The following is a 26,762-nucleotide window of genomic DNA, read 5'->3' on the forward strand; positions in this document are numbered from 1 at the left end:
CGCCCCACCGCCGGCGGCGGCGTGCCGCGATCACCGGCGGCTGGCGAGGCCGGCGGAAGCAGAGCAAAGACACACCCGCCGCGGTCCGACACCACCGCCACCACGTCGAACCGGAGACGAACGCCCCAAGCCGGGGCGGGCGGTGTCAGCCGTGGGCTTTGCCGCGGCCGCCGGGGCCGGTGCGCTTGCGGGGGCGTACCGACACCTCGACCGGGCTGCCCGCGAAGCCGAACTCCTCGCGGAGCTTGCGCTCGACGAACCTCTGGTAGCCCGCGTCCAGGGGGCCTGTGGTGAACAGCACGAACCGTGGCGGCCGCGTGCCGGCCTGGGTCGCGAAGAGCACGCGTGGTGCCCGGCCGCCGCGCACGGGATGGGGGGTGGCCTGCACGAGCGCGGTCAGCCACTGGTTGAGCTGGCCGGTGGGTACCCGGGTCTCCCAGCTGTCCAGGGCCGTGCGCAGCGCGGGCGCGAGCTTGTCGACGGCGCGGCCGGTCTTGGCGGAGATGTTGACGCGCAGCGCCCACGGGATGCGGCGCAGCTCGCGGTCGACCTCCTTTTCCAACTGGTAGCGGCGGTCGTCGTCGACGAGGTCCCACTTGTTGAACGCGATGACCAGTGCCCGCCCGGCCTCGGTGACCATGCCGAGGATGCGCTGGTCCTGCTCGCTGATCGGCTCGCTGGCGTCGAGCAGCACGACGGCGACCTCGGCGGCCTCGATGGCGCCGGCGGTGCGGAGGCTGGCGTAGTACTCGGTGCCGCTGGCCCGCCCGGCCCGCTTGCGCAGCCCGGCGGTGTCGACAAGCTGCCAGGTCTCGCCGCCGATCTGGACCAGGCTGTCGACCGGGTCGACGGTGGTGCCGGCGACCGAGTCGACGACCGCGCGTTCCTCCCTGGCCAAGCGGTTGAGCAGGCTTGACTTGCCGACATTGGGGCGGCCGATCAGCGCGACGCGGCGCGGGCCGCGCGGGCCCGGCTCGGTGACCGGGGGCGGCTCGGGCAGGGCTTCGAGCACGGCGTCGAGCAGGTCGCCGGAACCTCGGCCGTGCAGGGCAGAGACCGGGTAGGGCTGGCCGAGGCCGAGTGACCACAGCGCCGCCGACTCCAGTTCGATGTTCTGGTTGTCGGCCTTGTTGGCGACCAGCAGCACCGGTTTGGCGCTGCGCCGCAGCATCTTGACGGCGGCCTCGTCGACGTCGGTGGCGCCGACCGTGCTGTCGACGACGAACAGCACCACGTCGGCGGTGGCCACGGCGGCCTCGGCCTGGGCGGCGATGGCGGCGGCGCGGTCTTTGGCGTCGGGCTCCCAGCCGCCGGTGTCCACGACGGTGAACTGCCGGCCGGACCACTGCGCGTCGTACGGCACGCGGTCGCGGGTCACACCGGGCGTGTCCTCCACCACCGCCTGGCGGCGGCCGATGATGCGGTTGACCAGAGTGGACTTGCCGACATTGGGTCTGCCGACCACGGCGACGACCGGCACCGGGCCGGTGACCGCCTCCTCCTGGGGAACGGCCTCCAGGCTCATGCCGCACCCCCGAAAGCACCGGAGGAACGCCCGTCGAGCATGCCCCGCAGCCGGGCCACGACCTCGTCGATGCCGAGCTCGGTGGTGTCCAGCACGACCGCGTCGGCGGCCTGCTGCAACGGGTCGGCGGCGCGCGTGGAGTCGAGGCGGTCGCGGCGGTCGAGGTCGGCCGCGGTGGCGACCAGGTCGGCGGCGTTCTCCGCACTGCGGCGGCGGGCCCGGGCGTCGGCGGACGCGGTCAGGTACACCTTGAGCTCGGCGTCCGGCGCGACCACCGTGCCGATGTCGCGGCCCTCGACCACGATCCGGCCGACGGCGGCGATGATCTTGCGCTGCTGGGCCACCAGCAGCTGGCGTACCCAGGGGACGGCCGCCACCGCGGACACCGCGGCGGTCACCTCGGGGCCGCGGATGGCGCGGTCGACCGGAGTGCCATCGACGCACACGTGGGGCTCGGTGGGGTCGGTGCCGACGTCGAGGTCGAGCTCCCCGGCGACCTTGGCCACCGCCTCGGCGTCATGGGGGTCGATGCCCGAGGTCAGAACCGCCCAGGTCACGGCCCGGTACATGGCTCCCGTGTCGAGGTACTGCGCGCCCAGCGTCGCGGCGAGCCGGCGGGAGACGGTGGACTTGCCCGAACCGGACGGGCCGTCCACGGCCACCACACACCGCCCGGACCCCACCATCTCCGACACCACGCCTCCTCGCGCACAACAACCTGGGCCACTCTCAATCATGCCCGGTCGCCCGGACGCGCATGCCAGCGCCACCTGTCTCCGCGCGTCACTTAGTACGCTGCAACGACATCATGCCCCTGGGGAGGGTCAAGACATGCGCCAGGCCGCCAGGTCAGCGACCGCGTTGTTCGTGCGCTCCCGGCGGCGGCAGATCATCCTCGCCGCGCTGCTCGGCGTCACCGGTGTCACGCTGCTGGTGGCGGGCAAGGACGTCACCGGGTACGGGCAGGAGATCCTGGTCAACCTCGGCGCGAGCCTGATCATGGTGGCGCTGTCATTCGTGGTGTTCGACCCGATCTTCGAGGACATGCGGCGCAACGCGGTCGAGCAGCACCGCACGCTCAACCACGACCAGCTCGTGTCGTACATCGCGGCGGCGCAGACCGAGGTGGACATCCTCGAGACCTGGACCGGGCTGCTGGAGGAGCGCCACCGCGAGCGGTTCCTGGCCGCGCTCACGCTCGCGCTGCGCAACGGTGTCGAGGTGCGCGTGCTACTGCTGGATCCGGAGTCGGCGGCGGCCGAGCAGCGGGCCGAGGAGCTGCACCACACGCAGGTGCCGGTATTGATCATGGATAACCTGCGTCACCTCTACCACCTGCGCCGCGGCCTCGACCCGCTCACCGCCCGCCAGTTGCAGGTGCGCGTCTACGACGCCTCCCCCTCGATCCAGCTGTACCGGTGGGACGAGAAGGCGTTCATCTCGTTCTTCCCGGTCGGGGTGCGGGCCTACGACGCGCGGCAGATCGAGGCGTTCATGTCCAGCCCGCTGGGCGAGTTCGTGGCGGGCCGCTTCGAGGAGTTGTGGACCGACCGCACCACGCGGCGGATGGACGAGTTCATGACGCTGTCGGTGACCGTGCGCCTGGACACCGCCGATCTGGCCACGAGCGAGGCGCACTTCGTGCGGCTGGAGGACGACTGGTTCGTGGACGGTTCGGCGCTGCTGGACCACCTCACCGACCACGGTGCCCGCCAGCTCAGCCTCGCGGTGGGCGGTGGCGGGCCGGGCGGGGTCTTCGACCTGGTCCGCCTCGATCCGCACGACAGGTCCCGCCGTGCCACGGTGATCGCCCTCTTCGACGCCAAGTACGGCAGCCGCCACGACCAGGTGGTGATCCTGCGTCTGGTGCCGCGTGGGGTCGGGGGCGCCCCTGGTCCCTCGCTGGCACACTGAGATCCGTGACGGACGAGCTGATCGAATACCCCGACTTCGCCAAGGTGGAGATGCGGGCCGGCCGGGTCCTCAAGGTCGAGGAGTTCCCCCGCGCGCGTACGCCCAGCTACAAGGTGCTGGTCGACTTCGGCCCGGAGGTGGGCGAGCGGTGGTCGAGCGTGCAGGCCGCCCGTGACTACCGCCCTGAGGATCTGCTCGACACGCTCGTCGTGGGCGTGGTCAACATGCCCGCGCGCAACATCGCCGGTTTCCAGTCGCAGGTGCTCATCCTGGGCGTGCCGGCCCAGGACGGGGGCCTGTCGCTGCTTCGCCCGGACCGGGGCGCCCAGCCCGGTGGCCGTGTCTACTGAGCAGGCGACCCGTTCGCTGGCCGGCTTCTTCGAGCAGGGCTGGGAGCGGATCATCGCGACCCAGCCGCCGGCCGTACGCGCCCACCTGGACGCCGAGCGTCGGCTGGCCGGTTCGCTGCTGCCGGCGTACCGAGGGCTGGTCGAGGTGGGCTGCGCCGACGGCAGCCTGCTGCGCCCGGCCGCGGCCGGTGCGGGGCTCGACTACCTCGGTGTCGACCTGGCCGAGGGCGCGGTGGCGGCGACCCGGGCGGCCGGTGGCATGGCGGTCCGCGCCGACGTGGTCGACCTGGGCACGCTCGGGCTGCCGGGCGGGCCGCTGCTGGTGGCGTTCCCGTTCAACGTCTTCGGAGACCTGCCCGACCCGGCCCGGGCGCTTGACGCGGTGGCGGCGGCGGGGGCGGACGCGCTGGTGCTCACGTACGACACCTCGGCTCTGGCGGCGGCGGTGCGCGGCGAGTACTACGAGGCCTGCGGGCTGGTCGGTGACCTGGTCGGCGACGAGGTGGGCGTGCATTTCGCCGCCGTGCCGTTCACGTCGTCGGTCTACCGCCGCCCGGTGCTCACCTCCTGGCTGGCGGCGCGGGGGTGGCGGGTGAGCGTGCGCGCGTACGGCGCCGTGGGCCTCGCCTACCACGCCGTACGCTGATTCGGCACTCCCCCGTCCGCGCGGCAAGTCCGTAGGATCATGCTCGTGCGACCTCTAGCGAATGGTGTGGTTGTCGGCCTCGATGTCGGTGGCACGGCCACCAACGCCACGGTGGTGGACGAGAGCGGCCGGTTCCTGGTGGACCGTCTCGTGGAGACGCCCAGTTGCGTGCTCGACGGGCCTGCCGCAGCGCTGGACGCCCTCGCCCGCTCGGTCGACATGGTGCTGGAGCTGACCGGCACCGACCTCGGCGCGGTGCGCGCGGTCGGGCTGGACACGCCTGGTCCGTCCAGCGCCGACGGTGTGCTCTCGGCGAAGGGTGCGACCAACTTCGCGCTCCCGCAGTGGTACGGCTTCGACATCCGCTCGGCCCTGGAGATGCGCCTCGGTCTGCCGGTGGTCTACAACAACGACGGCAACGCGGCGGCGCTGTACGCGCACGTGGCCCACTTCGGCGCTGACGCGCCGCACCGTTCCTCGATCTCCGCGATCGTCGGCACCGGGCTTGGCGGCGGCGTGATCGAGTCCGGGCAGGTGGTCAAGGGCGCCACGGGGATGGCTGGCGAGTTGGGGCACGTACACATCCCGATGCATGGGTTGCTCGCCGACGACCAGCCGCTTCCCGCGTGCAACTGCGGTTTCGCCGGTGACGCGGAGAGTGTGGCGTCGTTGACCGGGATCATGAAGAACCTGCTGCCGTACTGGCTGACCCGCCATCCCGACCATCCGCTGGCCTCGGTGCCGATCAAGGATGCGGCCAAGCAGGTGCGCGGGCTCGGCGAGCGGGGTGATCCGCTGGCCCGTGGGATCTTCGAGCAGCAGGCGATGGCGCTGGGGCGGCTGTTCACGATCGCGGCCAACTTCACCGACCCCAACGCGTATTTCGTCGGTGGTGGTGTGGTCGAGGCGGCGCACGACTTCCGCGACTGGTTCCTCGACCGGGTCCGCGCGCACACGCAGCTTCGCGAGGAGCAGGCGAAGGCGACGACGTTCGCCCTCGTACCCGATCTGGACATGGCCGGGGCGCGCGGCGCCGCGCTGGCGGCCCTCGGCCTGGTGGCGACGTGACGGGGGTCGAGGAGTTGGCCGCCCGCGCGGTGCGGCTGGCGCTCGACAACGCCGCGGTGGGCCAGCTTCCGTTCGGCGCGCTCGTCGTCCGTGACGGTGCGGTGCTGGCCACCGGTGTCAACACCGCGCTGCACGACCGCGACCCCTCCGCCCACGCGGAGGTGACGGCGGTACGCGCGGCGTGCGCGCTGGTCGGCCAGGTGCACGTGAGCGGCGCGATCGTCGTCTCCAGCTGCGAGCCGTGCGCGATCTGCCACGCGGTCGCGGCCACCGCCGGCGTCGAGCGGATCTACTACGCGGCGGCCAAGGAGGAGGTGCCCGACCTGGGCTATCCCGCGCCCGACGTGCACGGTGAGCTGCTGGTGCGCATGCAGCGGCTGTTTCGCGAGGCCGCGCCGGACCAGATCGTCCACGTGCCGACAGAGGGCGCCGGCGAGCCTTTTCGCCGATACCTCGAGGTGCGGCGGTCGCGAGGGCCTGGGCCAGAGCAGAGCGGAGCGTGGTGAGTGGTGACCAAGCTGGGCCTGTTCGTCCCGAACTTCGGCCCGACCGCCACGCCCGACCTGTTGCGGGGCTGGGTCCGGTTCGCCGAATCGCACGGCTTCGACCTGGCGATGATGTCCGACCATGTGGCGCCGACGCGGGACGTGACCGACCTGTATCCGTCGCCGTTCTACGATCCGTTCGCGACGCTGGCCTGGCTGGGCGGGCTCACCGAGCGGCTGGAGCTGGGCACGACGGTCGCCGTCGTCCCGTATCGCCATCCGCTGCTGACCGCCCGCATGGCCAACAACATCGACCAGTTTACCGGGGGCCGGTTCATCCTCGGCACCGGTGTGGGGTGGTCGGAGGCGGAGTTCGCGGCGGTGGGCGTGCCGTTTCGCGAGCGGGGGCGGATGACCGACGAGTATCTGCGGGTCATCACCGACGCCTGGGCCAACGACGTGGTCTCGTTCGACGGCGAGTATGTCAGCTTCCGCGACGTCGCCACCGGTCCGCGCTCGGCGCGGGCGCCGCATCCGCCACTGTGGATCGGTGGCTGGGGCCCGGCGGCGGTGCGGCGCGTGGTCCGGTTCGGCGACGCCTGGCATCCCAACCAGCTTGATCTGGAACGGGTCGAGGCGACCCTGCCGCTGCTGCGTGAGGAGGCCGAGCGGCAGGGGCGGGCGGTGCCGGCGTTCTGTCCGCGGATGCGCGCCCAGGTGACCGAGGGCGCGCTGCTGGAGACGGGCCGGCCGTTCGGCCGGGGAAGCCTGGCGCAGATCCGGGGCGACCTGGCGACGCTGATCGAGCTGGGCGCGGCGTACGTCGTGCTCGACACCAGCCCCGACCATCCCGGCGACCGCCGCCCGCCGGAGCGTGACTGGGAGACCCTGGCCGCGGTGGTCGCCGCGTAGGCGCACAAATGGTTTGTGTCACAACACATATTGGGATCAACACACCCTGTTAGACTGGGGGTCATGTCCGTCGAGGCCGCCCGCCAGCGCGGGTCAAACTTCGGCTGGTCGCTGGGCATGGTGCTGCGCCGCTGGCACGAATACGTCGAGGAGGCGCTGAAGGACCTGCCGCACGGCAGCCGGGGCTACCACATCCTGGCCGTGGTCGTGCACGAGGAGGTGCCGACGCAGGGCGCCCTCGCCTCCCGGCTGGTGATCGACCGCAGCGTGCTCACATATGTGATCGACGACCTGGAAGGCGCTGGCCTCATCGAGCGGCGGCTCGACCCGCGCGACCGCCGGGCCCGGCGGATCGTCGCCACCGAGCGGGGGCGGCAGGTGCTCGCCGAGGCCGAGCGGCGGGTCGCCCACGCCGAGGATCACGTGCTGGGCGGCCTGCCCGAGCAGCAGCGCGCCGCCTTCCGTGACGCCGCCGAGCGGGCCGCCGAGGCGATCCAGGAGGTTGCGCCGGGCACCGATCCCTGTGCCGCGGTGACCAGCGTCCTGGCCGAGCCTGACCAGCCAGGACGCTGATCTCGCCGCCTACGGCATCGGCTCCTTGGCGGGCTCGGCCGGGTTCGCCGGCGGGATCGGGAAGTTGCGGTCGAAGACGTTGTCGGGGTCGTAGACGGCCTTGAGCTCGCGCAGCCGCCCGAGGGTCGGCTCGGGGAAGGCGTCGAGCAGCCGCCGCGGGTCGGTGTCGGTCTCGAAGCTGAGGTACATGCCGTCGAGCTGCGGGTACAGCTCGGCCCAGAGCTTGTCCAGCCGCTCCCGGTGCTCCGGTGCGGCGGCGGCGAGCACGGAGAAGTTCTGGCTCCGGTGCGGGTACGCGGTCGCGTCCCGGGGCACGTCGTTGACCGCACCGCCGACGCTGCGGATCTGCATCGCCAGGACGTCGCCGGAGTGGACGATCGTGTGCAGCGTGGCCGCCGCCTCCGCGGTGATGTGGTGCAGCAGCCCGCTGCGCGTGTCCTCCAACCCCTGGCCGTGGTGGCGGTTGTGCGCCGGCGCGAGGATCGCCGCGTACGGCACGAGCTGCGCCTGCTGGTCGAGGATCGGGCCGACCTCCAGAAACGGGCTGAGCACCGCCTGCGCCGCGTCGACGTCGTCGCCGGCGTGGACGAGCGTGATCTGGGCGAGCGGCGTGGGCCGGCGCCGGCTGTGGTAGATCGACAGGAAGCTGGTCAGCTCGCGGGGCGCCGCCTCGACCAGGCTCCCCCACCGCTCCAGCAGGCCGGCGGTGTCGGTCGCGTCGGCGACGAGGTGGGCGTAGACGACGGTGTCGACCTCGTCCGCCTCCAGCTCCAGGGCGGTCACGATGCCGAAGTTGCCGCCGGCGCCGCGGATTGCCCAGAACAGGTCGGGATGGTGCTCGGTGTCGGTGCGTACCAGCCGGCCGTCCGCGAGCACGATCTCGGCGGCCACGACGTGGTCGATGGTGAGGCCGTGCCGGCGGGACAGGTAGCCGACCCCGGCGGTCGTGGCGAGCCCGCCGACCCCCACGTCGCCGTAGTCGCCGGAGCTGATCGCCAGGCCGTGCGGCGCCAGCGCCTGGGCCACCTCGCCCCAGCGGGCGCCGGGTTCGAGGCGGATCCGCCGGCTGGCCCGGTCGAGCACCTCGATCTTGTTCAGCCGGGACAGGTCGATGACGATGCCACCGTCGTTTGTGGAGCGTCCGCTGATGCCGTGGCCGCCGCTGCGTACCGACAGGGGCACGTGCTGTGTGCGGGCGTAGCGGACCGCGTCGGCGACCTCGGCGGCGCTGCCCGGCCGGAGCACGAGTGCCGGCGAGCCGCGGCGGATGTAGGTGTGCCGGACCCGGTCGTACTCCGGGTCGCCGGGCTCGACGGCCTTGGCGGCCAGCGCCGGGGGCAGCGCGTCGTAGTCGACGCCGGGCTGGCGCTTGGCCAGGGCGATGGCCGGGCGGGCCGGTCCGGTCGAGGTGCCGGCCGAGGCCCGCTCGCGGGCGACCGCCTCGCGCAGCGCCGGGGCGATCTCCTGCCCGAAGGTCTGGATGAGGCGGGGGTCGTCGCGGCCGACGAGGAACGCGCTGAACCCCTCGTCGAGGACGAGCGGCAGCAGTTGCTCGACCCACTGCTCGGCCGGCCCGCGCAGGAAGCCTCGGCCGTGCGGCGAGACCTCGACCTGGAAGAGGTTGAGCAGCCGGCGGATCTGCCGCGGGTCGCGTCCGGCCGCGACGGCAGCCTCGTCGATGAGCCGGTTGGCGGTGACCCGGTCCGGCGTGCGGATGTACTCCAGGGTCGGCAGCCAGCCGTCGGCCTTCTCGCCGGTCAGCGCGAGCATCCGGGGCTGGTAGGCGCCGAGCCAGATGCCGACGTCGTGGGCCGGCGCCGGGCCGCGCCGCATGCCAGGCACCGGGTAGTGCTCGCCGTCGTGGCGCAGCGGGCCCTGGGCGCCCTCGTCCCAGACGCCGCGGATGATGTCGATCGCCTCCCGCAGCGCCGCCACGCCCTGCCCGGCGGTCAGCCGGCGCACGCCCATGCCCTCGATCGCGTCCCAGAACGCTCCGGCGCCCAGGCCCAGCTCGAACCGCCCGTGTGAGAGCAGGTCCAGGCTCGCCGCCGCGCGGGCCAGGACGGCCGGTGGGCGCAGCGGCAGGTTGAGCACGTTGGCCGCGACGCGCAGCCGCTGGGTGCGGGCGGCGACCCAGCTCAGCAGCGTCCAGGTGTCCAGGAACTCGGCGTTGTACGGATGGTCCTGGAAGGTGGCCAGGTCCAGGCCGGCCGCCTCGGTCAGCTCGGCCAGCGCCACCACGCGGTCGGGATCGTGCGCGCTCGGCGTGACGAACGTGCCGAACAGCAGCTCATGGCCGTAGTCGGGCATCGCCGCTCTCATCTCCCCATCGTTTGCCGTACAGGATGTCTGCCTGGCAGATATTTTGTGGACCAACCTATAGTACGTCGCGGCGGCGCCGGCCCACCTTGAGCTGCGTCACACACGGGCCCGCGATGGTCACGCCCCGCTGTGCTCACCCGTCCTGGTCACACGACTGATCGCCGCACCACCACCCCCGCCCTCGCGCCACGCCGCGTCGTGGTCGTCGGTGCCGGCTTCGGTGGCCTGTTCGCCATTAAGGCGCTGCGCCGCACTGGCTGGTGAGCTTTCTGGGCCAGGGCCGGCCGCAGCGCATCGCCACCGCCCAGCAGATCGACGCGCGCAACGCCCTGCACCGGCGGGACACCGCCCCGCGGCCGGCCCTCGTCACACCCCGGCGACCGTGATCTCGGCCGCCGCCGTCCACGGTGAACCGTTCACTTCGGACAGTGCCCGCACGCGGATGTACCGGGCGGAACGCGTGGTGAAGCACGCCTCCCGCTCGGCGGTGCCGTCGGGCCATGTGCCGCTGGCCGCCGGCGTGGTCCACACGTTGGGGTCGGTCGCCGTGTACACCTCGTACCGCGCGATCCGACCGTTGCGAAGGTTTTGCCTTGGCAGCACGTGGACGCAGCTGACCGAGCGGATCGCGCCGAGGTCCAGCTCGATCTGGTGCGGATGCGGCGGCGACGCCCCCTGCCACCGCGTGTGCCAGAAGGTGGCCGGATTGCCGTCGAGCACGTTGACCGCGCGCCCGTCCTCACCGGCGGTCTCCTCGCTGTCCACCGCCCGCACGCGGATGCTGGACTGCGGCAGCCGCGCGATCACACCGACCGCCAGCTCGGCCACCGTGGTCCAGGCCCGGTTGTTGACCTCGCCGAGCGCGCGCAGCCGCACGTACCGCGCGGGCCTGGACGCGAACGCGGCCGCCTGCTCGGCCGTGGAGTTGACGAACCGGCCGGTCGCGACCGGCGTACCCCAGTTGGTGCCGTCGGTGGAGACGTGGACCTCGTAGGCCGCGATGCGGCCGTAGTCGAGGTTTTGCCGCGGCAGGTAGAACAGCGTCGTCACCGCGTACGTCCTGCCGAGGTCGAGCTGGATCTCGTGCGGATGCGGCGGCGAGGCGCCCTGCCACCGCGTGTGCCAGAACGTGGCCCGGTTGCCGTCGATCGCGTTGGTGGCCCGCCCGTCCTCCCCCACCGTCTCCTGGCTGTCGAACGACCGGACCCGCAGGTTGGCCCGGGGCACGCGGATCGCGGAGGCGAAGGACGCCGTGTAGGTCGTCGCCGTCGTGGGCGCGGTGATCACATGGGTCTGGCCGCCGCGGTCGCTCCAGTTGGCGAAGGTGTACGTGGTGCCGCCGAGCACCTGCGGTGTGACCGCGCTGACCGAGGTGGCCGACCCCTGGATGACCGTACGCGTGAACGGGGTCACCTGTGCCGTCGAGCCCACCGCGACCCGCAGCCCGGGCGGGCTGCTCGCGAACGTCAGGTTTACCGTGCGCGGGTTGAGCCGCACGCTCGTGGTGCTCGCCAGCCCGCTCGCGTCGGTGGCGGTGAGCACGAGCTCCAGATAGGACGGATACTCGTGGTCGGGCGCCGGGAACGACGCGCCCGCCACACCGACCCAGTCCTGGTAGGCGTGGACGTGGCAGTTGGTGGGCGCCACGCAGTGGTGCTGCAACAGCCGCCAGCGCAGCGCCGACGCCGGCAGCGTGCCCTGCTGCGGGTCGGTGGCCCGGCCGCTGAACGTGATCGTGTCGCCGACCTTCCAGGTGAGCGAGGCGGCCGGGCTGTCGATGACGGCGACCGGCGCGCCGTTTCCCGACTGGATCGCGACCGTACGCGTGCCGCTCGCGCCGAGCGTGTCGTAGACCCGAAGCCGCGCCGTGTACGGCCCGCCGGCCGGGTAGGTGTGGCTCGCCCGCGCGGTGGTCGCGTCGACCGTGCCGTCGTCGGTGAAGTCCCACTCGTACCGCAGCCGACCCTGGTCTGCCGGGTCCACATCGGACGACGCCGAGCCGTCGAACTGGACGGTGAGCGGCGCAGCCCCCGACGTCGGCGTGGCGGCGATCGTGGCGACCGGCGGCTGGTTGCCGGCGAAATAACGGATCCGTCGCACCGTGCCCCCCGCGATGTCCACATAGTATAGTTCGCCGCCGGGACCGATCGCGAGGTCGACCGGGGTCGCCGCGCCGGACACGAAGGTCAACCGGTTGGCCGGGTCGGGCAGGCCGGCGGAGGTCGCCGAGGGGAGCATCGCCCAGATGCAGTTGCGCGAGTAGTCGGCGAAGAAGACCCCACCTCGGTACGCCGCCGGATAGGGCCCGGCGCTCGGATAGAACTGCACGCCGGAGATGGACGAGCCGCCGATGGGGCACGCCTCGCCGGCCACCACCGGCGCGAAGTGGCCGTACGCGTAGTAGGGCGCGGTCGTGCCACCGGCGGTGTAGAGGCTCTCGCAGAGTGGCAGGTTGGCGCCGTCGTACCCGTCCTGCCGGCCAGCCCCCTCGAAACAGGGCCAGCCGAAGTTGGTCACGCCCGTGACCGGGTCGACCAACCGGTTGAGTTCCTCCCACGTCCCCCAGCCGACGTCGCCGAGCCACAGCTCGTTGGTGCCCGGACGCATCGCGAACCGGTACGGGTTGCGCAGCCCGTGTGCGACGATCCGGCGCGCGTTGACGTCGGCGCTGGCCCCCAGCGGGTTGCCCGGCGCGGCCAGGCCGGTCGCCGGGTCCAGGCGCAGGATGGTGCCGTCGAGCCCGGTCGGGTCGGCGGTGCCGCGCACATCCTGGGCACGCAGCGCACCCCCCTCGTTGGGCGGGTCGGAGCAGGGATTCGGCGGCGAGCCGAGCTGGCCGTAGTCGACGAAGTTGTAGCTGGCCCCGTCGCCCGCCGACACGTAGAGCATCCCGTCGGCACCGAACCGCAGATCGCCCACCGAGTGGCTGGGGTACTGCTGGCACCAGTCGTGGATGAACACCTGCTCGCCGCCGGTCATCACGTTGCCGGCGGCCTGGAGCCGGGACAGGCGCGCGGTCACGACGCACCGCCCACCGTTGGCACCGCCGACCGCACCGCAGTTGTCGTTCCACACCGGGGCGCTCTGGCCCGGCGGCGCGTCGTACGTGTAGAGCACGTAGACCCACGGCTCAGTCGGAAACCTCGGATGCAGCGCCAGCCCCAGCAGCCCTCGGTCATTCTGGTTGTGCACGTTGGCCGCGAGGTTGGCGAACGTGGTCGGCGTCGTATCCGCCAGGTTGTCGTAGACGACGATCCGGCCGCCCTTCTCCGCCACGAAGACCCGCCCGTCGGGCGCGAACTCGATGTTCATCGGCAGGGTCAGCCCGGAGTAGACGGTCTGCTCCTGGAAGCCCGACGGGAGCACCGCCGCCGCGGCCGCGGGCTCCGGTGCGCGCTCGATGACCGCGAGCGCGCCCACCGCCAGCGTGGCGGTGACAAACGCGGCCGTGACACGGCGATGCGACGGCATGACACCTCCCCATAGCTCGGTGTCGTCGCGATGGGGCCGGATCGCGAGCCGCGGGGCAGGACGCTCCGGAGAGTCGGAGCGTACCCATCACCGCCGATGGGTCGAGTCGCCCGTTCGCACGGCGTCAGCGGCCGCGAGTACCGATCCGGCTACCCGTTCGCGGGGCCGGTCGTGGGAGGGACGCCGCGGAAGCTACTCGTCTTCGACGGCGCGGAAGAGGGAGGCCACCTCGGGGTTGGACAGGCGCCGCGTGCGGCCCACCTTGAGATCGCCCAGCCTGATCGGGCCGATCGCGGTGCGGATGAGGCGGGACACCGGATGCCCGACCTCCTCCATCAGCCGCCGCACGATGTGCTTGCGTCCCTCGTGGATCGTGATCTCCACCTGCGCGGTGCGGCCGAGCGTGTCGACGATCCGGAAGGCATCCGCCTTCACCGGCCCGTCTTCCAGCTCCACGCCGGCCAGCAGCCGCCGCCCGACCGTGCGCGGCAGCGGGCCGGCCACCTCGGCCAGGTAGGTCTTCGGCACGCCGAACGAGGGGTGCGTCAGCCGGTGGGCGAGCGTGCCATCGTTGGTCAGCAGCAGGAGCCCTTCGCTGTCGGCGTCGAGGCGCCCGACGTGATAGACCCGCTGCTCGACCGTACCCAGATAGTCCGAGATGGCGTCGCGGCCGCGCTCGTCGGCCATGGTGGAGACCACGCCGCGCGGCTTGTTCATGGCGATGTAGACAAGGCGCGTGTCGGCGACGACCCGCTCACCGTTGACGTAGATCTCCGCCGTCACCGGGTCGACCTTGTCGCCCAGCCGGGCCACTCGCCCGTCGACCACCACCCGGCCGCGCGCGATCAGATCCTCACTGGCCCGCCGCGAACCCACACCGGCGGCGGCGAGCACCTTCTGCAGGCGCTCGCGCCCATCGTCGTCACGAGGCTGTGGCATCGGCGACCTCCTCGACGTCGTCAGGCAGGAAGGGGGCGAGCGGGGGCAGGTCGTTGACCGAGTTCAGACCCAGCTTTTCCAGGAACAGTGTGGTCGTCCGGTAGAGGAACGCGCCCGACTCAGGCTCCGTGCCACATTCCTCCACCAAACCCCGAGAGACAAGGGTACGGATGACGCCGTCACAGTTCACCCCCCGGATCGCCGAGATGCGGGCACGGGTGACCGGCTGCTTGTACGCCACCACGGCCAGCGTCTCCAGCGCCGCCTGGGTCAGCCGCACCGACTGCCCGTCGAGGACGAACCGCTCCACGTAGGGCGCGTACTCCGGGCGCGTGTAGAGCCGCCAACCTCCCGCGACCTTGCGCAGGTCGAACCCATGCCCCGCGGCCGTGTACCCCTCCGCGACGGTCACCAGCATGGCGGCGATACGTTCGGTGGGCTGTTCGAGGATCTGGGCCAGCACGATCTCGGTCACCGGCTCGTCGACGACCAGCAGGATCGCTTCGAGCGCCCCCTTGAGCTCCGCGTCGTCGATGAGCGCGAGGGCCGACTGCTCCTCGACGCCCGCGACCGCCGCTTCCGCCGCGGCAATGGCTTCGGTCGCGGCAGGCTGGCCCGCGCCCGCAGCCGGCGCTTCGTCGGTGGCCGGCGCCTCGGCATCGACGGCGGCGGGCGCTGCCGTCTCCACCTCGTCGCCGGCTGGCGAAGCGGGGCGGTCGGCGGCGATCCGGTCGGCGTCCGGGGAAACAGCTGCCGGCGCCTCGTCGTCGGACGCACCGGTGCCGGCCTCGGCGCCATCGCCCTCGGCGGCGGCGACCGTGGCGTCGGCCTCGGCGGCACCGGCGATCGACTCGGCCTGGGCGGGGACGGCGGGCCCAGGCTCGTCGGCCGCAGCGGTCACCGCCTCGGCCGCCGCCGGCGAAGTGGGCGCGCTGGCGTTTTGCTCCGGTGCCGGCGAGGAGGCGTCGGTGTCAGCGTTCCCGTCCGATTCTCCGGCACCGCCCGGCTCTTCGGTGTCCACACCGGACGGCCTCGGCTCGGCCTCCACGGCCTCGGAAGTCGCTGGCTCGGGAGCCGCGTCGGTCAGGGCGGCGTCGGGATCTGCCGGGGAAGCCCCAGCCTCCACAGGGGACTGAGGTTCTTGCGAGCCCTCGGCGTCTGCTCCAGGCTCAGGCTTCGGCTTGGGGCGCTCCCACGGTGGGATCCACGAGGCGGCCTGGTCGGCGAGGGTCTCGCGCCGCTCGTCACTCACGACGGCTCCTTCACATCATCACCCGCGTCCGAAGAGGAATCCCCGCCCGCGGCCGGGCCGCCCCCAGCCGGGCTGCCCGCAGGCGCATCGCCAGCCGACGCCACAAAGCCAGGACCGCCCGAACCCGCGTCCGAAGCGGAAGCCCCACCGGCAGCCGAGCCGCCCGCGGGCGCATCGCCAGCCGACGCCGCGGCGTCAGGGCCGTCCGAAGGCGTACCGCTCGCGTCCGGGCCGGCCCAAGGCGCGGCGTCCGCAGCCGGGCCGCTCGGCAGCGCATCTGCTGCCGACCCGCCGGAGGACACGTCGGCCGCCGTCGCGGAGGCGACACCGTCCGTGGGGGCACTGGCCGCAGCGGGGTCGGCCGTGGAAGCGCCGTCGGGAGAGGACGCCTCGTCCGAAGCCGCTCCCCCGGGCGGCGTGCCCTCGGCGAGGGCGGGCGAGCCCGCGTACTCGTCGATGTCGAGGTCTCCCCCGGCGTCGTCGCCGCCGGTCCAGCGGACCGTCAGCTCCCCCAGCGCCTGGACCTGGGCGAAGCCCACCAGGCCCTCGCGGTACAGCTCCAGCAGTGCCAGGAACCGCGCCACCACCTCGAGTGTGGACTGGCAGTCGGCGCACAGCACCTGGAAGGTGGCTGTCCCGGCCAGGCGGAGGCGGTCGCGGAGGAGGGCGGCGTGCTCGCGGACGCTGACCCGCACGTCGTGCACGTGGGCGATCGACACCACCGGCGTGGGCTTGGGGGTCATCGCCTTGATGGCGAGGCGGAGCAGGCGTTCCGGGCCGATGCCGAGTACGAGGTCGGGCAGCGCTTCGGCGTAGCGGGGCTCGAGGGCGACGGCGCGGGGGTAGCGGCGGGCGCCGGCCGACTCCATGGCGGCGATGTGGGCGGCAGCTTCCTTGAACGCCTTGTATTGCAGCAACCGCGCGAAGAGCAGGTCGCGCGCCTCCAGCAGCGCCAGGTCCTCCTCGTCCTCCACCTGGGCGGCGGGGAGCAGCCGGGCCGCCTTGAGGTCGAGCAGCGTGGCCGCGATGATCAGGAACTCGCTGGCCTCGTCGAGGTCCCAGTCGTCGCCCATCGCGCGGATGTACGCGATGAACTCGTCGGTGACCTTGGAGAGGGCCACCTCGGTCACGTCCAGCTTGTGCTTGCCGATCAGCTGGAGCAGCAGGTCGAACGGCCCGGTGAAGTTGGCCAGCCGCACCGTGAACTTCCCATTGGAAGCGGCATCGGCATCCGTAGCCGGCGGGGCGCCGTCGTCGCCAGAAGCAGGCGCGACAGGCGCAGCGTCAGGCGACACCGGCTCCGAATCCATCACCTGACCGTATTCCACGGTCGACGTCATTGCCTCGGGAGGTTACCTCTCCGCCTGTGCGGCGATGACCTCGCGGGCCAGCTGCCGGTAGTTGCGCGCGCCGGACGAGGCCGGGTCGAGCGTGGTGATCGGCGCCCCGGCCACCGTCGACTCGGGGAACTTGACCGTTTTGGTGATCACGGTCTGGTAGACCTTGTCGCCGAACGCCTCGACCACACGCTGCAACACCTGGCGGCAGTGAGTGGTGCGGCTGTCGTACATGGTCGCGAGGATGCCCTCGAGCTCGAGGTCGAAGTTGAGCCGCTCACGCACCTTGTCGATGGTGTCGAGCAGCAGCGCCACGCCCCGCAGGCTGAAGAACTCGCACTCCAGCGGGATGAGCACGCCGTGCGCCACGGTCAGCGCGTTGATGGCGAGCAGGCCGAGCGAGGGCTGGCAGTCGATGAGGATGTAGTCGTACTCCTTGCGCACCGACTTGAGCACGCGCGCGAGCGCCATCTCCCGCGCGACCTCGTTGACCAGCTGGATCTCGGCGGCCGAGAGGTCGATGTTGGCCGGCAGCAGGTGGAGGCCGGCCACGTCGGTCTTGATGAGCACGTCTTCGACGGTCACGTCGTCCTGCATCAGCAGGTTGTAGACGGAAAGGTCGAGGTTGTGCGGGTTGACGCCGAGGCCGACCGAGAGCGCGCCCTGCGGGTCGAAGTCGACGAGCAGCACCTTCCGCCCGTACTCCGCGAGCGCGGCGCCCAGGTTGATGGTGGTCGTGGTCTTCCCCACGCCGCCCTTCTGGTTGGCCATCGCGACGATGCGGGCCGGACCGTGGCGGTCGGTGGGCATCGGCTCGGGGATGGGACGGCGCATCGTGTACGCCGCGGGGTCCGCTGGGCCAAGCTCAGCGCCCAGGTCCATCGCGTGCTGCTCCGCGCGCAGCGTCGAGGTCCACGACTCGACCTGCTCACCGTTACCAGCCATGGCCTGTGCGCCCCCTCCCGACGACTGCTCGGCGCCGGAGCCGACCGATCCCCCGCTGCGCCGCCACACGAGCCCGGGTCGTTGCCCGACTGTACGCCACTCCCCTGGTCAGGGCTGGGGCGACACTCCGGGCCATGGGCGGCCGCTCCACACTAACCAACGCACGGCCGCGGTGGTGGACACGGGCGGGTCCGGGCCGGACTGGACCATAGCAAGCGACCCCCTCCAGGTGGAGGGGGTCAGCCGTCACCGCCCATGTTTGCGGGATTCCTGAGCGGCGAGTCAGTTTAACTCAACCTGGGCCGCCCGTGACGCGCGCGACACCAGCGCAAATGTAAAGCGCTCTCACCGGGCGCGAGGATGTGCGGTCGCGTACACCTCGCGCAACCGTTCGACTGTCACCAATGTGTACACCTGGGTGGTGGTCACCGACGCGTGGCCGAGCAGCTCCTGCACGACCCGCACGTCGGCACCGCCGTCCAGCAGATGTGTCGCGTACGAATGACGGAGCGTGTGCGGCGACACCGCCCTGGCCCCCTCGACCGGCAGCCCCGCGCGGGCGGCGGTGCGGTGCAGGATCGTCCACGCGCTCTGCCGCGACAGCGGGCCGCCGCGGGCGTTGAGGAAGACCCTGGGGGTACCTCGGCCGGCGGCGGCCAGCTCGATCCGCGCGCCGGTGAGGTAGGCGCGCAGGGCGGTGCAGGCGTACCCGCCGACCGGCACCAGCCGCGTGCGCCCGCCCTTGCCGTGCAGCAGCGCGGTCCCCTCGTCGAGGTCGAGGTCGTCGACGACCGCGCCGACCGCCTCGGAGATGCGGGCCCCGGTGCCGTACAGGAACTCCAGGAGCGCGCGGTCCCGTACCTCCAGAGCGCTGGCCTCGCCCGTGGCGCCGAGCAGCCGCTCCACATCGGACACGTCGAGCGCCTTCGGCAGCCGGCGGGGCGGGACGGGCGGACGGACGTCACGGCTGACGTCGTCGGCCACCAGGCCCTCGCGCACCGCGAAGCGGTGCAGGCCGCGCACCGCGCTGGCCGCGCGCGCCGCCGAGGCCGCGGAGAGCGGCGGATGCTCGCTGTCGCCGCCCCGCAGGGCGGCGACATAGCCGGCCACATGGCCGGGCGTGACCGACTCCAGGTCGGCCACGCCACCCGCCGTCAAGGTGGTCACGTAGCGGTCCAGATCCCGCCGGTACGAGGAGAGCGTGTTCGCGGACAGCGCGCGCTCCACCGTCAGGTGGTCCAGGTAGGTCCGTACCGCCGTCGCGAGCCGCGCTATGCCAGCACCTCCTCGACGGAGACGCTGGCCATCCCGTGCGACTCGGCCACCGGGCCGTACGTGACGTGGCCGTCGTGCGTGTTGAGGCCGTGCGCGAGTGCCGGGTCGCTGCGCATGGCCTCCCGCCAGCCCTGGTTGGCCAGTTCCAGCGCGTACGGGATGGTGACGTTGGTGAGCGCGTACGTGCTGGTGTGGGGCACCGCGCCGGGCATGTTGGCCACGCAGTAGAAGACCGAGTCGTGCACCCGGTACACGGGGTCGGCGTGCGTGGTGGGGCGCGAGTCCTCGAAGCAGCCGCCCTGGTCGATCGAGATGTCGACGAGCACGCTGCCCGGCTTCATCCGGCTCACGAGGTCGTTGGAGACTATTGTCGGGGCCTTCGAGCCGGGCACCAGCACCGCGCCGATCACCAGGTCGGCGTCGACGACCGCCCGCTCGATCTCGTACTGGTTGGAGGCGACCGTCTGCAGGTGCCCCTGGTAGATCGCGTCGGCCGCGCGCAGCTTGTTGACGTTGCGGTCGAGCAGCAGCACCTCGGCCTGCATGCCGAGCGCGATCGCGGCCGCGTGCATGCCGGAGACGCCGGCGCCGATGACGACGACCTTGGCCGCGTACACGCCGGAGACGCCGCCCATCAGCACGCCGCGGCCGCCGCCGGAACTCATCAGGTGGTAGGCGCCCACCTGGGGCGCGAGCCGCCCGGCCACCTCGGACATCGGGGCGAGCAGTGGGAGCGCGCGGTCGGGGGCCTCCACCGTCTCGTACGCGATGCCGGTCACCTTGCGGTCCAGGAGCGCGTCGGTGCACTCCTTGGAGGCGGCGAGGTGCAGGTACGTGAAGAGCACCTGCCCGGGGCGCATGCGGTGGTGCTCCTCGGCGATCGGTTCCTTCACCTTCAAGACCAGTTCGGCGGTGCCCCACACGTCGTCGGCGGTGGACAGGATCCGCGCGCCGGCGGCAGCGAACTCGTCGTCGGTGATGGTGGACCCGAGGCCGGCGCCGGATTCGACGTAGACCTCGTGGCCGGCGCGGACGAACTCGTTGACGCCCGCGGGGGTGATCGCCACGCGGTACTCGTGGTTCTTCACCTCGCGTGGGATTCCGACCTTCACGATGCCAGTACCTTTCCCCGGGGCGGCGTTCCCGGGCTATGGCCGCGACGGCCCCATTGCCGCCGCGATCCCGCGCCGCTGTTACGCTCTGTCACCGGCTGCGTCGCACGAGTGCCGGTCTGGGGCTCTCGTCCGCTGGAGGCTGCATCGCTGGTGGCGATGGACGCCGCCGTCCGCGGCAGTCTAGGGCCGCACCGTTTCCGGGATCAGGCGACATGATGACAGCCGGTGAACAGGCAGCCTGACGATCTGTCAGCGTTCGGCCCTACCCGATCGGACACATTTCTCAGCCTACCGTCTCACAGAGTGGACCCTGATCCCGACACGATCCGGTTGGATCACTATGGTGGCGCCTCATGACCACTCCTCCGTACCAGCCGCAATACCCCGGCCAGCCGCAGTACGACCAGTCGCAGTACGGCCAGCCGGGCGTCGAGTACTCGGACAAGAGCAAGCTCGTCGCGGGCCTTCTCGGCATCTTCCTCGGTGGCCTCGGTGTCGGCCGGTTTTACACGGGCCACATCGGCATCGGGGTTGCCCAGCTCCTGGTCGGCTGGTTCACCTGCGGCCTGTGGGGGATCATCGACGGCATCCTGATCCTCGTGAACGGTGGCACCGACGCCCAGGGCCGCCGCCTGCGCGACAACTGACCTCATACGCCCACCAAGCCGCCGGTCCGAGGTACTCCCCTCGACCGGCGGCTTCGTCCTGTCACGGCCCTCCGCGCGGAGCGCACACGCCAATCCGGCCCGATCAGCGGGCAGCGGGCGTGGCGGCCACCTTCAGCGGGTGAGCAGGTGTGAGGCGGCCAGGATGCCGGCCACCGTCGGCCCGTTGGTGATCTCGCCGGCCAGGGCCATCGAGACCGCCTCGTCCAGCGGGAAGCGCCGCACCTCCAGCTCCGCCTCCTCGTCGTGCCGCTCGTAGCCGGAGGCCGCCGGGGTCAGGTCGCGGGCGAGGAAGATCCGGATCCGCTCGTTGGAGCAGCCGGGCGAGGTGTGCAGCTCCAGCAGGTGCTCCAACCGCCCGGCCACCAGGTCGGCCTCCTCGACGAGCTCGCGGGCGGCCACCTCGGGCAGCGCCTCCCCCGGTACGTCGGCCAGCCCGGCCGGGATCTCCCACAGGTGGTGTCGCACGGCGTGCCGGTACTGCCGGATCAGCACGACCCGGCGCTCGTCGTCGACGGCGACGACCCCGACCGAGCCGACATGCTGGATGTAGTCGCGGTCGGCCGCCCGACCGCCGGGCATCACCACCTCGTCGGTGACGACCCGGAAGACCGGCCCCTTGTACCGCTCGTGCTGCGCCTGGACCTCGTACGTGTGCGAAGCGGTCACCGCCGCCGCCCCGAGGGACGGCGGCGGATGGTGGCGGCGGTCATGACGGGGTCGCGGCGGTCGCCGGCTTGGTCGCGGGGGCCGAGGCCGGGCGCGAGTTGCGCTGCGAGCGGGCCGGCGTGGACGCCGGCGGCGACGGCTCGACGATCTCGACCGGGAGCTGGTCGGCCTGGGAGTACGCGACCGCGGCCTTCACGAACGCGGCGAACAGCGGATGCGGCCGGGTCGGGCGACTCTTCAGCTCGGGGTGCGCCTGGGTCGCCACGAAGAACGGGTGCAGCGACGGGTCCAGCTCGATGAACTCGACCAGCCGCCCGTCCGGCGAGGTGCCGCAGATGCGCAGCCCGGACTTGGTCAGCGGCTCGCGGTAGGCGTTGTTGACCTCGTACCGGTGGCGGTGGCGCTCGCTGACCTCGTCGGTGCCGTACGCCTCCCCCACGATCGAGCCCTCGGCCAGCTGGGCCGGGTAGGCGCCGAGCCGCATCGTGCCGCCCAGGTCGCCCTTGCCGGCGACGATGTCCTCCTGGTCGGCCATGGTGGCGATCACCGGATGCTTGGCCTTCTCGTCGAACTCGGTCGAGTTTGCCCCGTCGAGCTTGGCCAGGTGGCGGGCCACCTCGATGGTCATGCACTGAAGGCCGAGGCAGAGGCCGAGGATCGGGATGCCGTTCTCCCGCGCGTACCGGCTGGCTCCGATCTTGCCCTCGATGCCGCGGACGCCGAAGCCGCCGGGGATCACGATGCCGTCGACGCCGGACAGGGCCGAGGCGGCGCCGGAGGCAGTGACGCACTCGTCGCTGGGGACCCAGCGCAGCAGCACGCGCGCCCGGTGGCCGAACCCGGCGGCGCGGATCGCCTCGCTGACCGAGAGGTAGGCGTCGGGCAGGTCGACGTACTTGCCGACGATCGCGACGGTGATCGTGTGGTGCGGGTGGTGCACACGCTGGAGCAGGTCGTCCCAGCTGGCCCAGTCGACGTCGCGGAAGGAGAGGTTGAGGCGGCGCACCACGTACGCGTCGAGGCCCTCGCGGTGCAGCACCTTGGGGATGTCGTAGATGCTCGGCGCGTCCGGGGCGGCGATCACGGCTTCCCGGTCGACGTCGCAGTACAGCGACAGCTTGTGCTTGAGCTTGTCGGGAATCTCGCGGTCGGAGCGGCAGACGATCGCGTCTGGCTGGATACCGATGTTGCGCAACTGGGCGACCGAGTGCTGGGTCGGCTTGGTCTTCAGCTCGCCCGAGGGCGCCAGGTAGGGCACCAGCGACACGTGCAGGTAGAAGCAGTTGTCCCGGCCGATCTCGTGGCGCACCTGGCGGATCGCCTCCAGGAACGGCAGCGACTCGATGTCACCGACCGTGCCGCCCACCTCGGTGATCACCACGTCGGGCGTGCGGCCGTCTTCGTCGGGCGCGGCCATCGCCCGGATGCGCGCCTTGATCTCGTTGGTGATGTGCGGGATGACCTGCACGGTGTCGCCGAGGTACTCGCCGCGGCGCTCCTTGGCGATCACCGCCGAGTAGATCTGGCCGGTGGTGACGTTCGCCTTGCCGGACAGGTCACGGTCGAGGAAGCGCTCGTAGTGGCCGACGTCCAGGTCGGTCTCGGCGCCGTCGTCGGTGACGAAGACCTCGCCGTGCTGGAAGGGGTTCATCGTGCCGGGATCGACGTTCAGGTACGGGTCCAGCTTCTGCATCACGACGCGCAGCCCGCGTGCGGTGAGCAGATTTCCGAGGCTGGAGGCGGTGAGTCCCTTGCCAAGCGAGGAGGCGACGCCCCCGGTGACGAAGATGTGCCTGGTCGTCCGTGCTGAAGGGGCCAAGGCCTGCTCCCGTGGGATAGTCCGTCCGGTCTTGCGGACTAGCGTTGATCAAGTGTTGATCGCGCCATCCACGGGATTCCACGGTAACACCTTCGCCGCCAACCGCACGCCGCCGCCCTGCTCGTGTCGCTGATCACTGCCTGTCGCGGGCTCGCCGGCGGCCTCGGGCGCCCCGGGCTGGACCGGCGCGGCGGCCTCGCCCCCGGGCGGCGCCAGCGGCGGTTGAGTGCGGTCGGAGGCGTGGTCCAGTACGCGCAGTGACGCCAGCGCGGCCATGGGTACGGTCAGCGCCGCCACCGCCCCGGCCACGTCGAGCCCGGAGCCGCCCAGCACGCCGCCGATCACCGCCGCCGTGGCGATCCCCGCCATCGCCGCCCGGATCGCGGGGTATATCCCGAAAAGGCGCTTGAGTCCGCCCCACGGCCGCAGCAGCGCGAACCACACCAGCACCGCCCCCACCACCGCCAGTACGGTCAGCGGGCTGTCCAGGGCGCCCACGGTGGACGCGGCGGCCCGCTGCACCGCCCGGCCGCCGGTGCCGTCGCCCAGCGCGGTGAGGAAGCGCCCCAGCCGGTCCCGCTCGGCGTCCGGCCGGCTCAGGTCGAGCAGCGCGAAGCCGGCGGTCACCACCACACCGGCGAGCGTCGCCCAGGCCAGCCGCCCGAACGTCAGCCAGCCGCCGGTGCTGATCACCACCGCGATGCCCACGCCGGCGGTCAGCGCGATCGCGCCCACCGCGTCGGCGCCCAGGTACGGGCTGCCGGCCAGCAGCACGCCCGCGCCGCCGACGATCCCCATCACCCACGGGCGCCAGGTACGGCGTACCCGCTGGGCCAGGCAGCCGGCGACCAGCAGCGTGCCGGCGGCGAAGATCCCGAGCCCGACGCGGCCCAGCCCGGCGTACCGGCCGCTGAGCGCCGAGTAGCCGGCCACGCCGTTGAGCTGCAACCGGGCACCGGTGACCAGGTCGACGGCGACGACCACGGCGGCGATCGAGGCGACCATGGCCAGCGGGCCGAGCGTGCGCCGGTACACGGGCGTGAGCCGCACGACCGCGGTCCCGGCGGCCAGCAGCGCGAGGGTGACCGCGGTGAACAGCAGCCCGGGATGCTCGGCGCGCCACCACGGCACCGCGTCGGCGACCAGCGCGGCCGGGATGGCCAACGCGGAGGCGACCAGCAGCACCTCGATCACGGCGACCACCGGCCTGGGTACGGCCAGCGACCGCGCGGTCCCGCCGCCCCGCCGGATCAGCCCGTGAAACCCGAACCGCGGCGACGCCGACGCCACCGGCCCCGCCGGCAGCCGGGCCCGCCGCAGCAGCGGCACGACCGCGACGGCCAGCGCGAACTGCACCGCCGCCAGCACGCCGAAGAACCAGGTGGCGATCCGCCGCTGCGCCCCCGCCTCGCGGTCGGCGTCGGCCGGCTGGGTCACCGCCACGCCGAGCTCGGCCGGCCGCCCGGGGACGCTGCGCGCCGGCTGCCCGGCGAAGACGCCCTCGGGCAGCGCCCGGCCGGTCGCGGTGAGCGCGGTCGGCGCGAGGTCGACGAGCTGCAGGTAGCCGTCGCGCCCGGTGCTGGCACTGGTCAGCCAGCCCCGCTCCCAGCCCGGGCCGTCGGCGATGACCACGTGCAGGCGGCGCGAGTCGTCGGTGTCGGAAAGGCCGGCCACGATCACCAGCGAGTCGGGCGGGCGGGCGGCCAGGACGCGGGCCAGCAGCGCGTCGGCCTGCCGGGCCTGCGCCTGGCGGGAGACCGGGTCGGTGGCGGCGACCGCGCCGGCCGCCACGATCCCGAGTACGCAGTCGTCGAGCAGCTCGGCGGGGCGCTGCGGCAGCTCCGGCTCGTACCGGTCGACCCGGCCGAACGGGCGGGCCGCCGCGACCGCCGCCCCCGTACCGACCGCGACCGTGCACCGCACCGACTCGGCCAGCGCACCGGGCACGGCCCCGTACGGCAGCCGCTCCTTGTTGTGCCGCACCACGTTGCGCTGGTCCGGCAGGTACGCGCCGATCCCGTCCGGCCGCTCCACCTCCACCGGTACCTCCGGGCAGGCCACACCGGGGCTGGGCGGCGCGGCGGGGCCGGCGCTCCAGAGCGCGCGGTTGCCGGCCCCGAGCGTGACCCAGCCGTCGAGCGGGCAGGTGGGCTGGTCGGCCGACTGCACCGAGAGGGAGGCGATCGAGCCGCGCTCGGCCATCTGCCAGAGCGTGGGCGTGTTGGTGGCGCTCAGGTCCTCCCAGCGCAGCCCCGGCACGCCCGCGATGATCACGTAGTCGACGGTGGGCGGCGGGTCGGCGGGCGCGGCCTGAGCCGGGGCCGCCAGGGCGCAGACAAAGCCGGCGACCAGGGTGAAGACCGCCCACCGCCTCATGACGGATGCGCCGTCTCCGCCGCCACGACCTCGGCGTACACCGCCTGGATCGCCTGGATCGTGCCCGCCTCGTCCGGCCAGGTGTCCGCCTGCGCGGGGCCGCGCCCGGCGTACTCGGCGCGCAGCCGCGGGTCGGCCAGCATCTCGCGTACGGCCGTGTCGACCGCGTCGACGTCGCCCGGGGGGACGAGCCGCGCGGCGTCGCCGACCAGGCCGGGGACGCCACCGACCGCGGTGGCCACCAGCGGCGTGCCGGCCCGCAGCGCCTCCTGCGCGAACAGCTGACGCGCCTCCCAGTCGCTGGTCACCACCGCCAGATCGGCGGCGGCCAGCAGGTCGGAGACGTCGTCGCGGTGGCCGAGCAGCGTGACCGGCGCCCGCAACTCGGAGATCCGCGCGGCCAGCGGCATGTACGCCGGCCCGCTGCCGGCGATCACCACGACCGGCGGCGGGGTCAGATCGCGCCACCGGGCGGCGGCGTCGATCAGCACGTCGTACCGCTTCTGCGGGTGCAGCCGGCCCACCGACAGGATCAGCGGCTGCTCGCCCGTCACGCCGAACTCAGCGCGTACGGCGGCCCGGGTGCGGCGCGGCGGCGGCAACACCGGCGCGGCGACCGGGCACAGCCGGGCGTCCCGCGCGCCGAGGTCGGTGGCGGTCTCCACCAGGTCTTCGGAGGCGCCGAGCGTGACCTTCGCGGCGCGGGCGACGGCCCGTGCGGCCAGCCGCGACGCGGTGCCCCGCAGCCCCGTGGCGATCACCGCGTTGTGCCAGGTCACCACCAGCGGCGGGCGGGGACGGCCGAGCGCGGCGACGAAGCCGGCCCGCAGCCCGTGCGCGTGTACGACGTCGACCGGGCCCATCGCGCGGCGCAGGTCGCCGACCGCGCGGGCGTCGGTGAGCCGCGGGTTGGGCGGGATCTCGACGGCTTCGAACCGGGCGCCCGCCTCGGCGAACCGGAACCGCTCGTCGGTGGCCGCCGGCCCGCACACGGTGACGGTGGCGCCGCCAGCGACGAGCCCACGCGTCAGCGAGGCGACGTGCTGCCCCACGCCACCGGTGGCGGACGCCAGGACGAGGGCCACGGCCCCGTCGAAACTCAAG

At 72.7% G+C, this 26,762-nt stretch carries 20 protein-coding genes and 2 pseudogenes; 8 read left to right on the forward strand and 14 right to left on the reverse strand.

Annotated features, from left to right (window positions below):
* Positions 1–145 precede the first annotated feature (145 nt).
* Both der and cmk read right to left on the reverse strand, forming a co-directional pair.
* Positions 146–1,525: a ribosome biogenesis GTPase Der gene (gene der, locus ACFFIA_RS22450; RefSeq protein WP_377253585.1), complete on the reverse strand. Its 1,380-nt coding sequence runs from the start codon at positions 1,523–1,525 to the stop codon at positions 146–148.
* Positions 1,522–2,211 (reverse strand): (d)CMP kinase, encoded by a 690-nt coding sequence (gene cmk / locus ACFFIA_RS22455; RefSeq protein ID WP_377253613.1) that lies wholly within the window; start codon positions 2,209–2,211, stop codon positions 1,522–1,524. Before cmk ends, der begins: the two co-directional genes overlap by 4 nt.
* A gap of 145 nt (positions 2,212–2,356) precedes the next feature.
* Here cmk and ACFFIA_RS22460 point away from each other — a divergent pair, with 145 nt between their 5' ends.
* From ACFFIA_RS22460 to ACFFIA_RS22490, 7 genes are all read left to right on the forward strand, one after another.
* Positions 2,357–3,439 carry a hypothetical protein gene (locus tag ACFFIA_RS22460; protein WP_377253586.1) on the forward strand — a complete coding sequence of 361 codons (1,083 nt, stop codon included), beginning with the start codon at positions 2,357–2,359 and terminating at the stop codon, positions 3,437–3,439.
* 5 nt (positions 3,440–3,444) lie between these two features.
* Positions 3,445–3,789: a tRNA-binding protein gene (locus ACFFIA_RS22465; RefSeq protein WP_377253587.1), complete on the forward strand. Its 345-nt coding sequence runs from the start codon at positions 3,445–3,447 to the stop codon at positions 3,787–3,789.
* Positions 3,779–4,435 carry a class I SAM-dependent methyltransferase gene (locus ACFFIA_RS22470; RefSeq protein WP_377253588.1) on the forward strand — a complete coding sequence of 219 codons (657 nt, stop codon included), beginning with the start codon at positions 3,779–3,781 and terminating at the stop codon, positions 4,433–4,435. Before ACFFIA_RS22465 ends, ACFFIA_RS22470 begins: the two co-directional genes overlap by 11 nt.
* Before the next feature lie 39 nt (positions 4,436–4,474).
* Positions 4,475–5,503 carry an ROK family protein gene (locus ACFFIA_RS22475; RefSeq protein ID WP_377253589.1) on the forward strand — a complete coding sequence of 343 codons (1,029 nt, stop codon included), beginning with the start codon at positions 4,475–4,477 and terminating at the stop codon, positions 5,501–5,503.
* On the forward strand, positions 5,500–6,009 hold the full coding sequence (locus ACFFIA_RS22480) for a nucleoside deaminase (RefSeq protein WP_377253590.1): 510 nt from the start codon (positions 5,500–5,502) through the stop codon (positions 6,007–6,009). The genes ACFFIA_RS22475 and ACFFIA_RS22480 overlap by 4 nt, the downstream gene beginning before the upstream one ends.
* 3 nt (positions 6,010–6,012) lie before the next feature.
* Entirely contained in the window at positions 6,013–6,900 is an 888-nt protein-coding gene (locus tag ACFFIA_RS22485; RefSeq protein WP_377253591.1) for a TIGR03619 family F420-dependent LLM class oxidoreductase, read from the forward strand.
* 63 nt (positions 6,901–6,963) lie between these two features.
* The gene (locus ACFFIA_RS22490; RefSeq protein WP_377253592.1) at positions 6,964–7,473 is read left to right on the forward strand and encodes a MarR family winged helix-turn-helix transcriptional regulator; all 510 of its coding nucleotides are present in this window, start codon (positions 6,964–6,966) and stop codon (positions 7,471–7,473) included.
* A gap of 9 nt (positions 7,474–7,482) precedes the next feature.
* On the opposite strand, the gene ACFFIA_RS22495 is transcribed toward ACFFIA_RS22490, so the two are convergent.
* The 8 genes and pseudogenes from ACFFIA_RS22495 to ald all read right to left on the reverse strand — a co-directional run bounded on the left by ACFFIA_RS22495 (position 7,483) and on the right by ald (position 20,126).
* Positions 7,483–9,795 carry an LLM class flavin-dependent oxidoreductase gene (locus tag ACFFIA_RS22495; protein ID WP_377253593.1) on the reverse strand — a complete coding sequence of 771 codons (2,313 nt, stop codon included), beginning with the start codon at positions 9,793–9,795 and terminating at the stop codon, positions 7,483–7,485.
* A gap of 366 nt (positions 9,796–10,161) precedes the next feature.
* On the reverse strand, positions 10,162–13,266 hold the full coding sequence (locus tag ACFFIA_RS22500; RefSeq protein WP_377253594.1) for a discoidin domain-containing protein: 3,105 nt from the start codon (positions 13,264–13,266) through the stop codon (positions 10,162–10,164).
* Positions 13,267–13,458: 192 nt separating this feature from the next.
* Complete coding sequence (locus ACFFIA_RS22505; RefSeq protein ID WP_377253595.1) at positions 13,459–14,205, reverse strand: pseudouridine synthase; 747 nt, start codon at positions 14,203–14,205, stop codon at positions 13,459–13,461.
* The gene (scpB, locus tag ACFFIA_RS22510; protein ID WP_377253614.1) at positions 14,189–15,106 is read right to left on the reverse strand and encodes an SMC-Scp complex subunit ScpB; all 918 of its coding nucleotides are present in this window, start codon (positions 15,104–15,106) and stop codon (positions 14,189–14,191) included. Before scpB ends, ACFFIA_RS22505 begins: the two co-directional genes overlap by 17 nt.
* Positions 15,107–15,657: 551 nt before the next feature.
* Positions 15,658–16,767, reverse strand: a pseudogene (locus tag ACFFIA_RS22515) (segregation and condensation protein A); the annotation flags it as partial.
* Positions 16,768–16,809: 42 nt separating this feature from the next.
* Positions 16,810–17,739, reverse strand: a complete 930-nt coding sequence (locus ACFFIA_RS22520) for a ParA family protein (protein WP_377253596.1) — start codon at positions 17,737–17,739, stop codon at positions 16,810–16,812.
* A 345-nt stretch (positions 17,740–18,084) separates the two neighbouring features.
* Positions 18,085–19,014, reverse strand: a complete 930-nt coding sequence (locus ACFFIA_RS22525; protein WP_377253615.1) for a site-specific tyrosine recombinase XerD — start codon at positions 19,012–19,014, stop codon at positions 18,085–18,087.
* Positions 19,011–20,126 carry an alanine dehydrogenase gene (ald, locus tag ACFFIA_RS22530; RefSeq protein WP_377253597.1) on the reverse strand — a complete coding sequence of 372 codons (1,116 nt, stop codon included), beginning with the start codon at positions 20,124–20,126 and terminating at the stop codon, positions 19,011–19,013. Before ald ends, ACFFIA_RS22525 begins: the two co-directional genes overlap by 4 nt.
* Before the next feature lie 335 nt (positions 20,127–20,461).
* Between ald and ACFFIA_RS22535 the strand changes: the two are divergent.
* Positions 20,462–20,776: pseudogene (locus tag ACFFIA_RS22535) on the forward strand (NINE protein); the annotation flags it as partial.
* Positions 20,777–20,908: 132 nt separating this feature from the next.
* Here the strand turns inward: ACFFIA_RS22535 and ACFFIA_RS22540 are convergent.
* From ACFFIA_RS22540 to ACFFIA_RS22555, 4 genes are read right to left on the reverse strand one after another with little or no spacing between them, the layout of a single operon-like run.
* Positions 20,909–21,463, reverse strand: coding sequence for an NUDIX domain-containing protein (locus ACFFIA_RS22540; RefSeq protein WP_377253598.1), 555 nt, complete (start codon positions 21,461–21,463; stop codon positions 20,909–20,911).
* A 40-nt stretch (positions 21,464–21,503) separates the two neighbouring features.
* Complete coding sequence (gene pyrG, locus ACFFIA_RS22545) at positions 21,504–23,282, reverse strand: CTP synthase (protein WP_377253599.1); 1,779 nt, start codon at positions 23,280–23,282, stop codon at positions 21,504–21,506.
* 48 nt (positions 23,283–23,330) lie between these two features.
* Positions 23,331–25,658, reverse strand: coding sequence for a hypothetical protein (locus tag ACFFIA_RS22550; RefSeq protein WP_377253600.1), 2,328 nt, complete (start codon positions 25,656–25,658; stop codon positions 23,331–23,333).
* Positions 25,655–26,761 carry a glycosyltransferase family 4 protein gene (locus ACFFIA_RS22555; protein WP_377253601.1) on the reverse strand — a complete coding sequence of 369 codons (1,107 nt, stop codon included), beginning with the start codon at positions 26,759–26,761 and terminating at the stop codon, positions 25,655–25,657. Before ACFFIA_RS22555 ends, ACFFIA_RS22550 begins: the two co-directional genes overlap by 4 nt.
* Position 26,762 lies beyond the last annotated feature (1 nt).

Source organism: Phytohabitans kaempferiae, assembly GCF_042433955.1.
In the GTDB taxonomy this organism is placed as follows: domain Bacteria; phylum Actinomycetota; class Actinomycetes; order Mycobacteriales; family Micromonosporaceae; genus Phytohabitans; species Phytohabitans kaempferiae.

Excerpts from the sequence above, each read along its gene's own strand:
- ACFFIA_RS22475 (WP_377253589.1), top strand. The coding sequence starts at position 4,475 with ATGCTCGTGCGACCTCTAGCGAATGGTGTGGTTGTCGGCCTCGATGTC.
- der (WP_377253585.1), bottom strand. The coding sequence starts at position 1,525 with ATGAGCCTGGAGGCCGTTCCCCAGGAGGAGGCGGTCACCGGCCCGGTG.
- ACFFIA_RS22460 (WP_377253586.1), top strand. The coding sequence starts at position 2,357 with ATGCGCCAGGCCGCCAGGTCAGCGACCGCGTTGTTCGTGCGCTCCCGG.
- ACFFIA_RS22495 (WP_377253593.1), bottom strand. The coding sequence starts at position 9,795 with ATGAGAGCGGCGATGCCCGACTACGGCCATGAGCTGCTGTTCGGCACG.
- ACFFIA_RS22500 (WP_377253594.1), bottom strand. The coding sequence starts at position 13,266 with ATGCCGTCGCATCGCCGTGTCACGGCCGCGTTTGTCACCGCCACGCTG.
- ACFFIA_RS22520 (WP_377253596.1), bottom strand. The coding sequence starts at position 17,739 with ATGGCTGGTAACGGTGAGCAGGTCGAGTCGTGGACCTCGACGCTGCGC.
- ACFFIA_RS22550 (WP_377253600.1), bottom strand. The coding sequence starts at position 25,658 with ATGAGGCGGTGGGCGGTCTTCACCCTGGTCGCCGGCTTTGTCTGCGCC.
- cmk (WP_377253613.1), bottom strand. The coding sequence starts at position 2,211 with ATGGTGGGGTCCGGGCGGTGTGTGGTGGCCGTGGACGGCCCGTCCGGT.
- ACFFIA_RS22505 (WP_377253595.1), bottom strand. The coding sequence starts at position 14,205 with ATGCCACAGCCTCGTGACGACGATGGGCGCGAGCGCCTGCAGAAGGTG.
- ACFFIA_RS22490 (WP_377253592.1), top strand. The coding sequence starts at position 6,964 with ATGTCCGTCGAGGCCGCCCGCCAGCGCGGGTCAAACTTCGGCTGGTCG.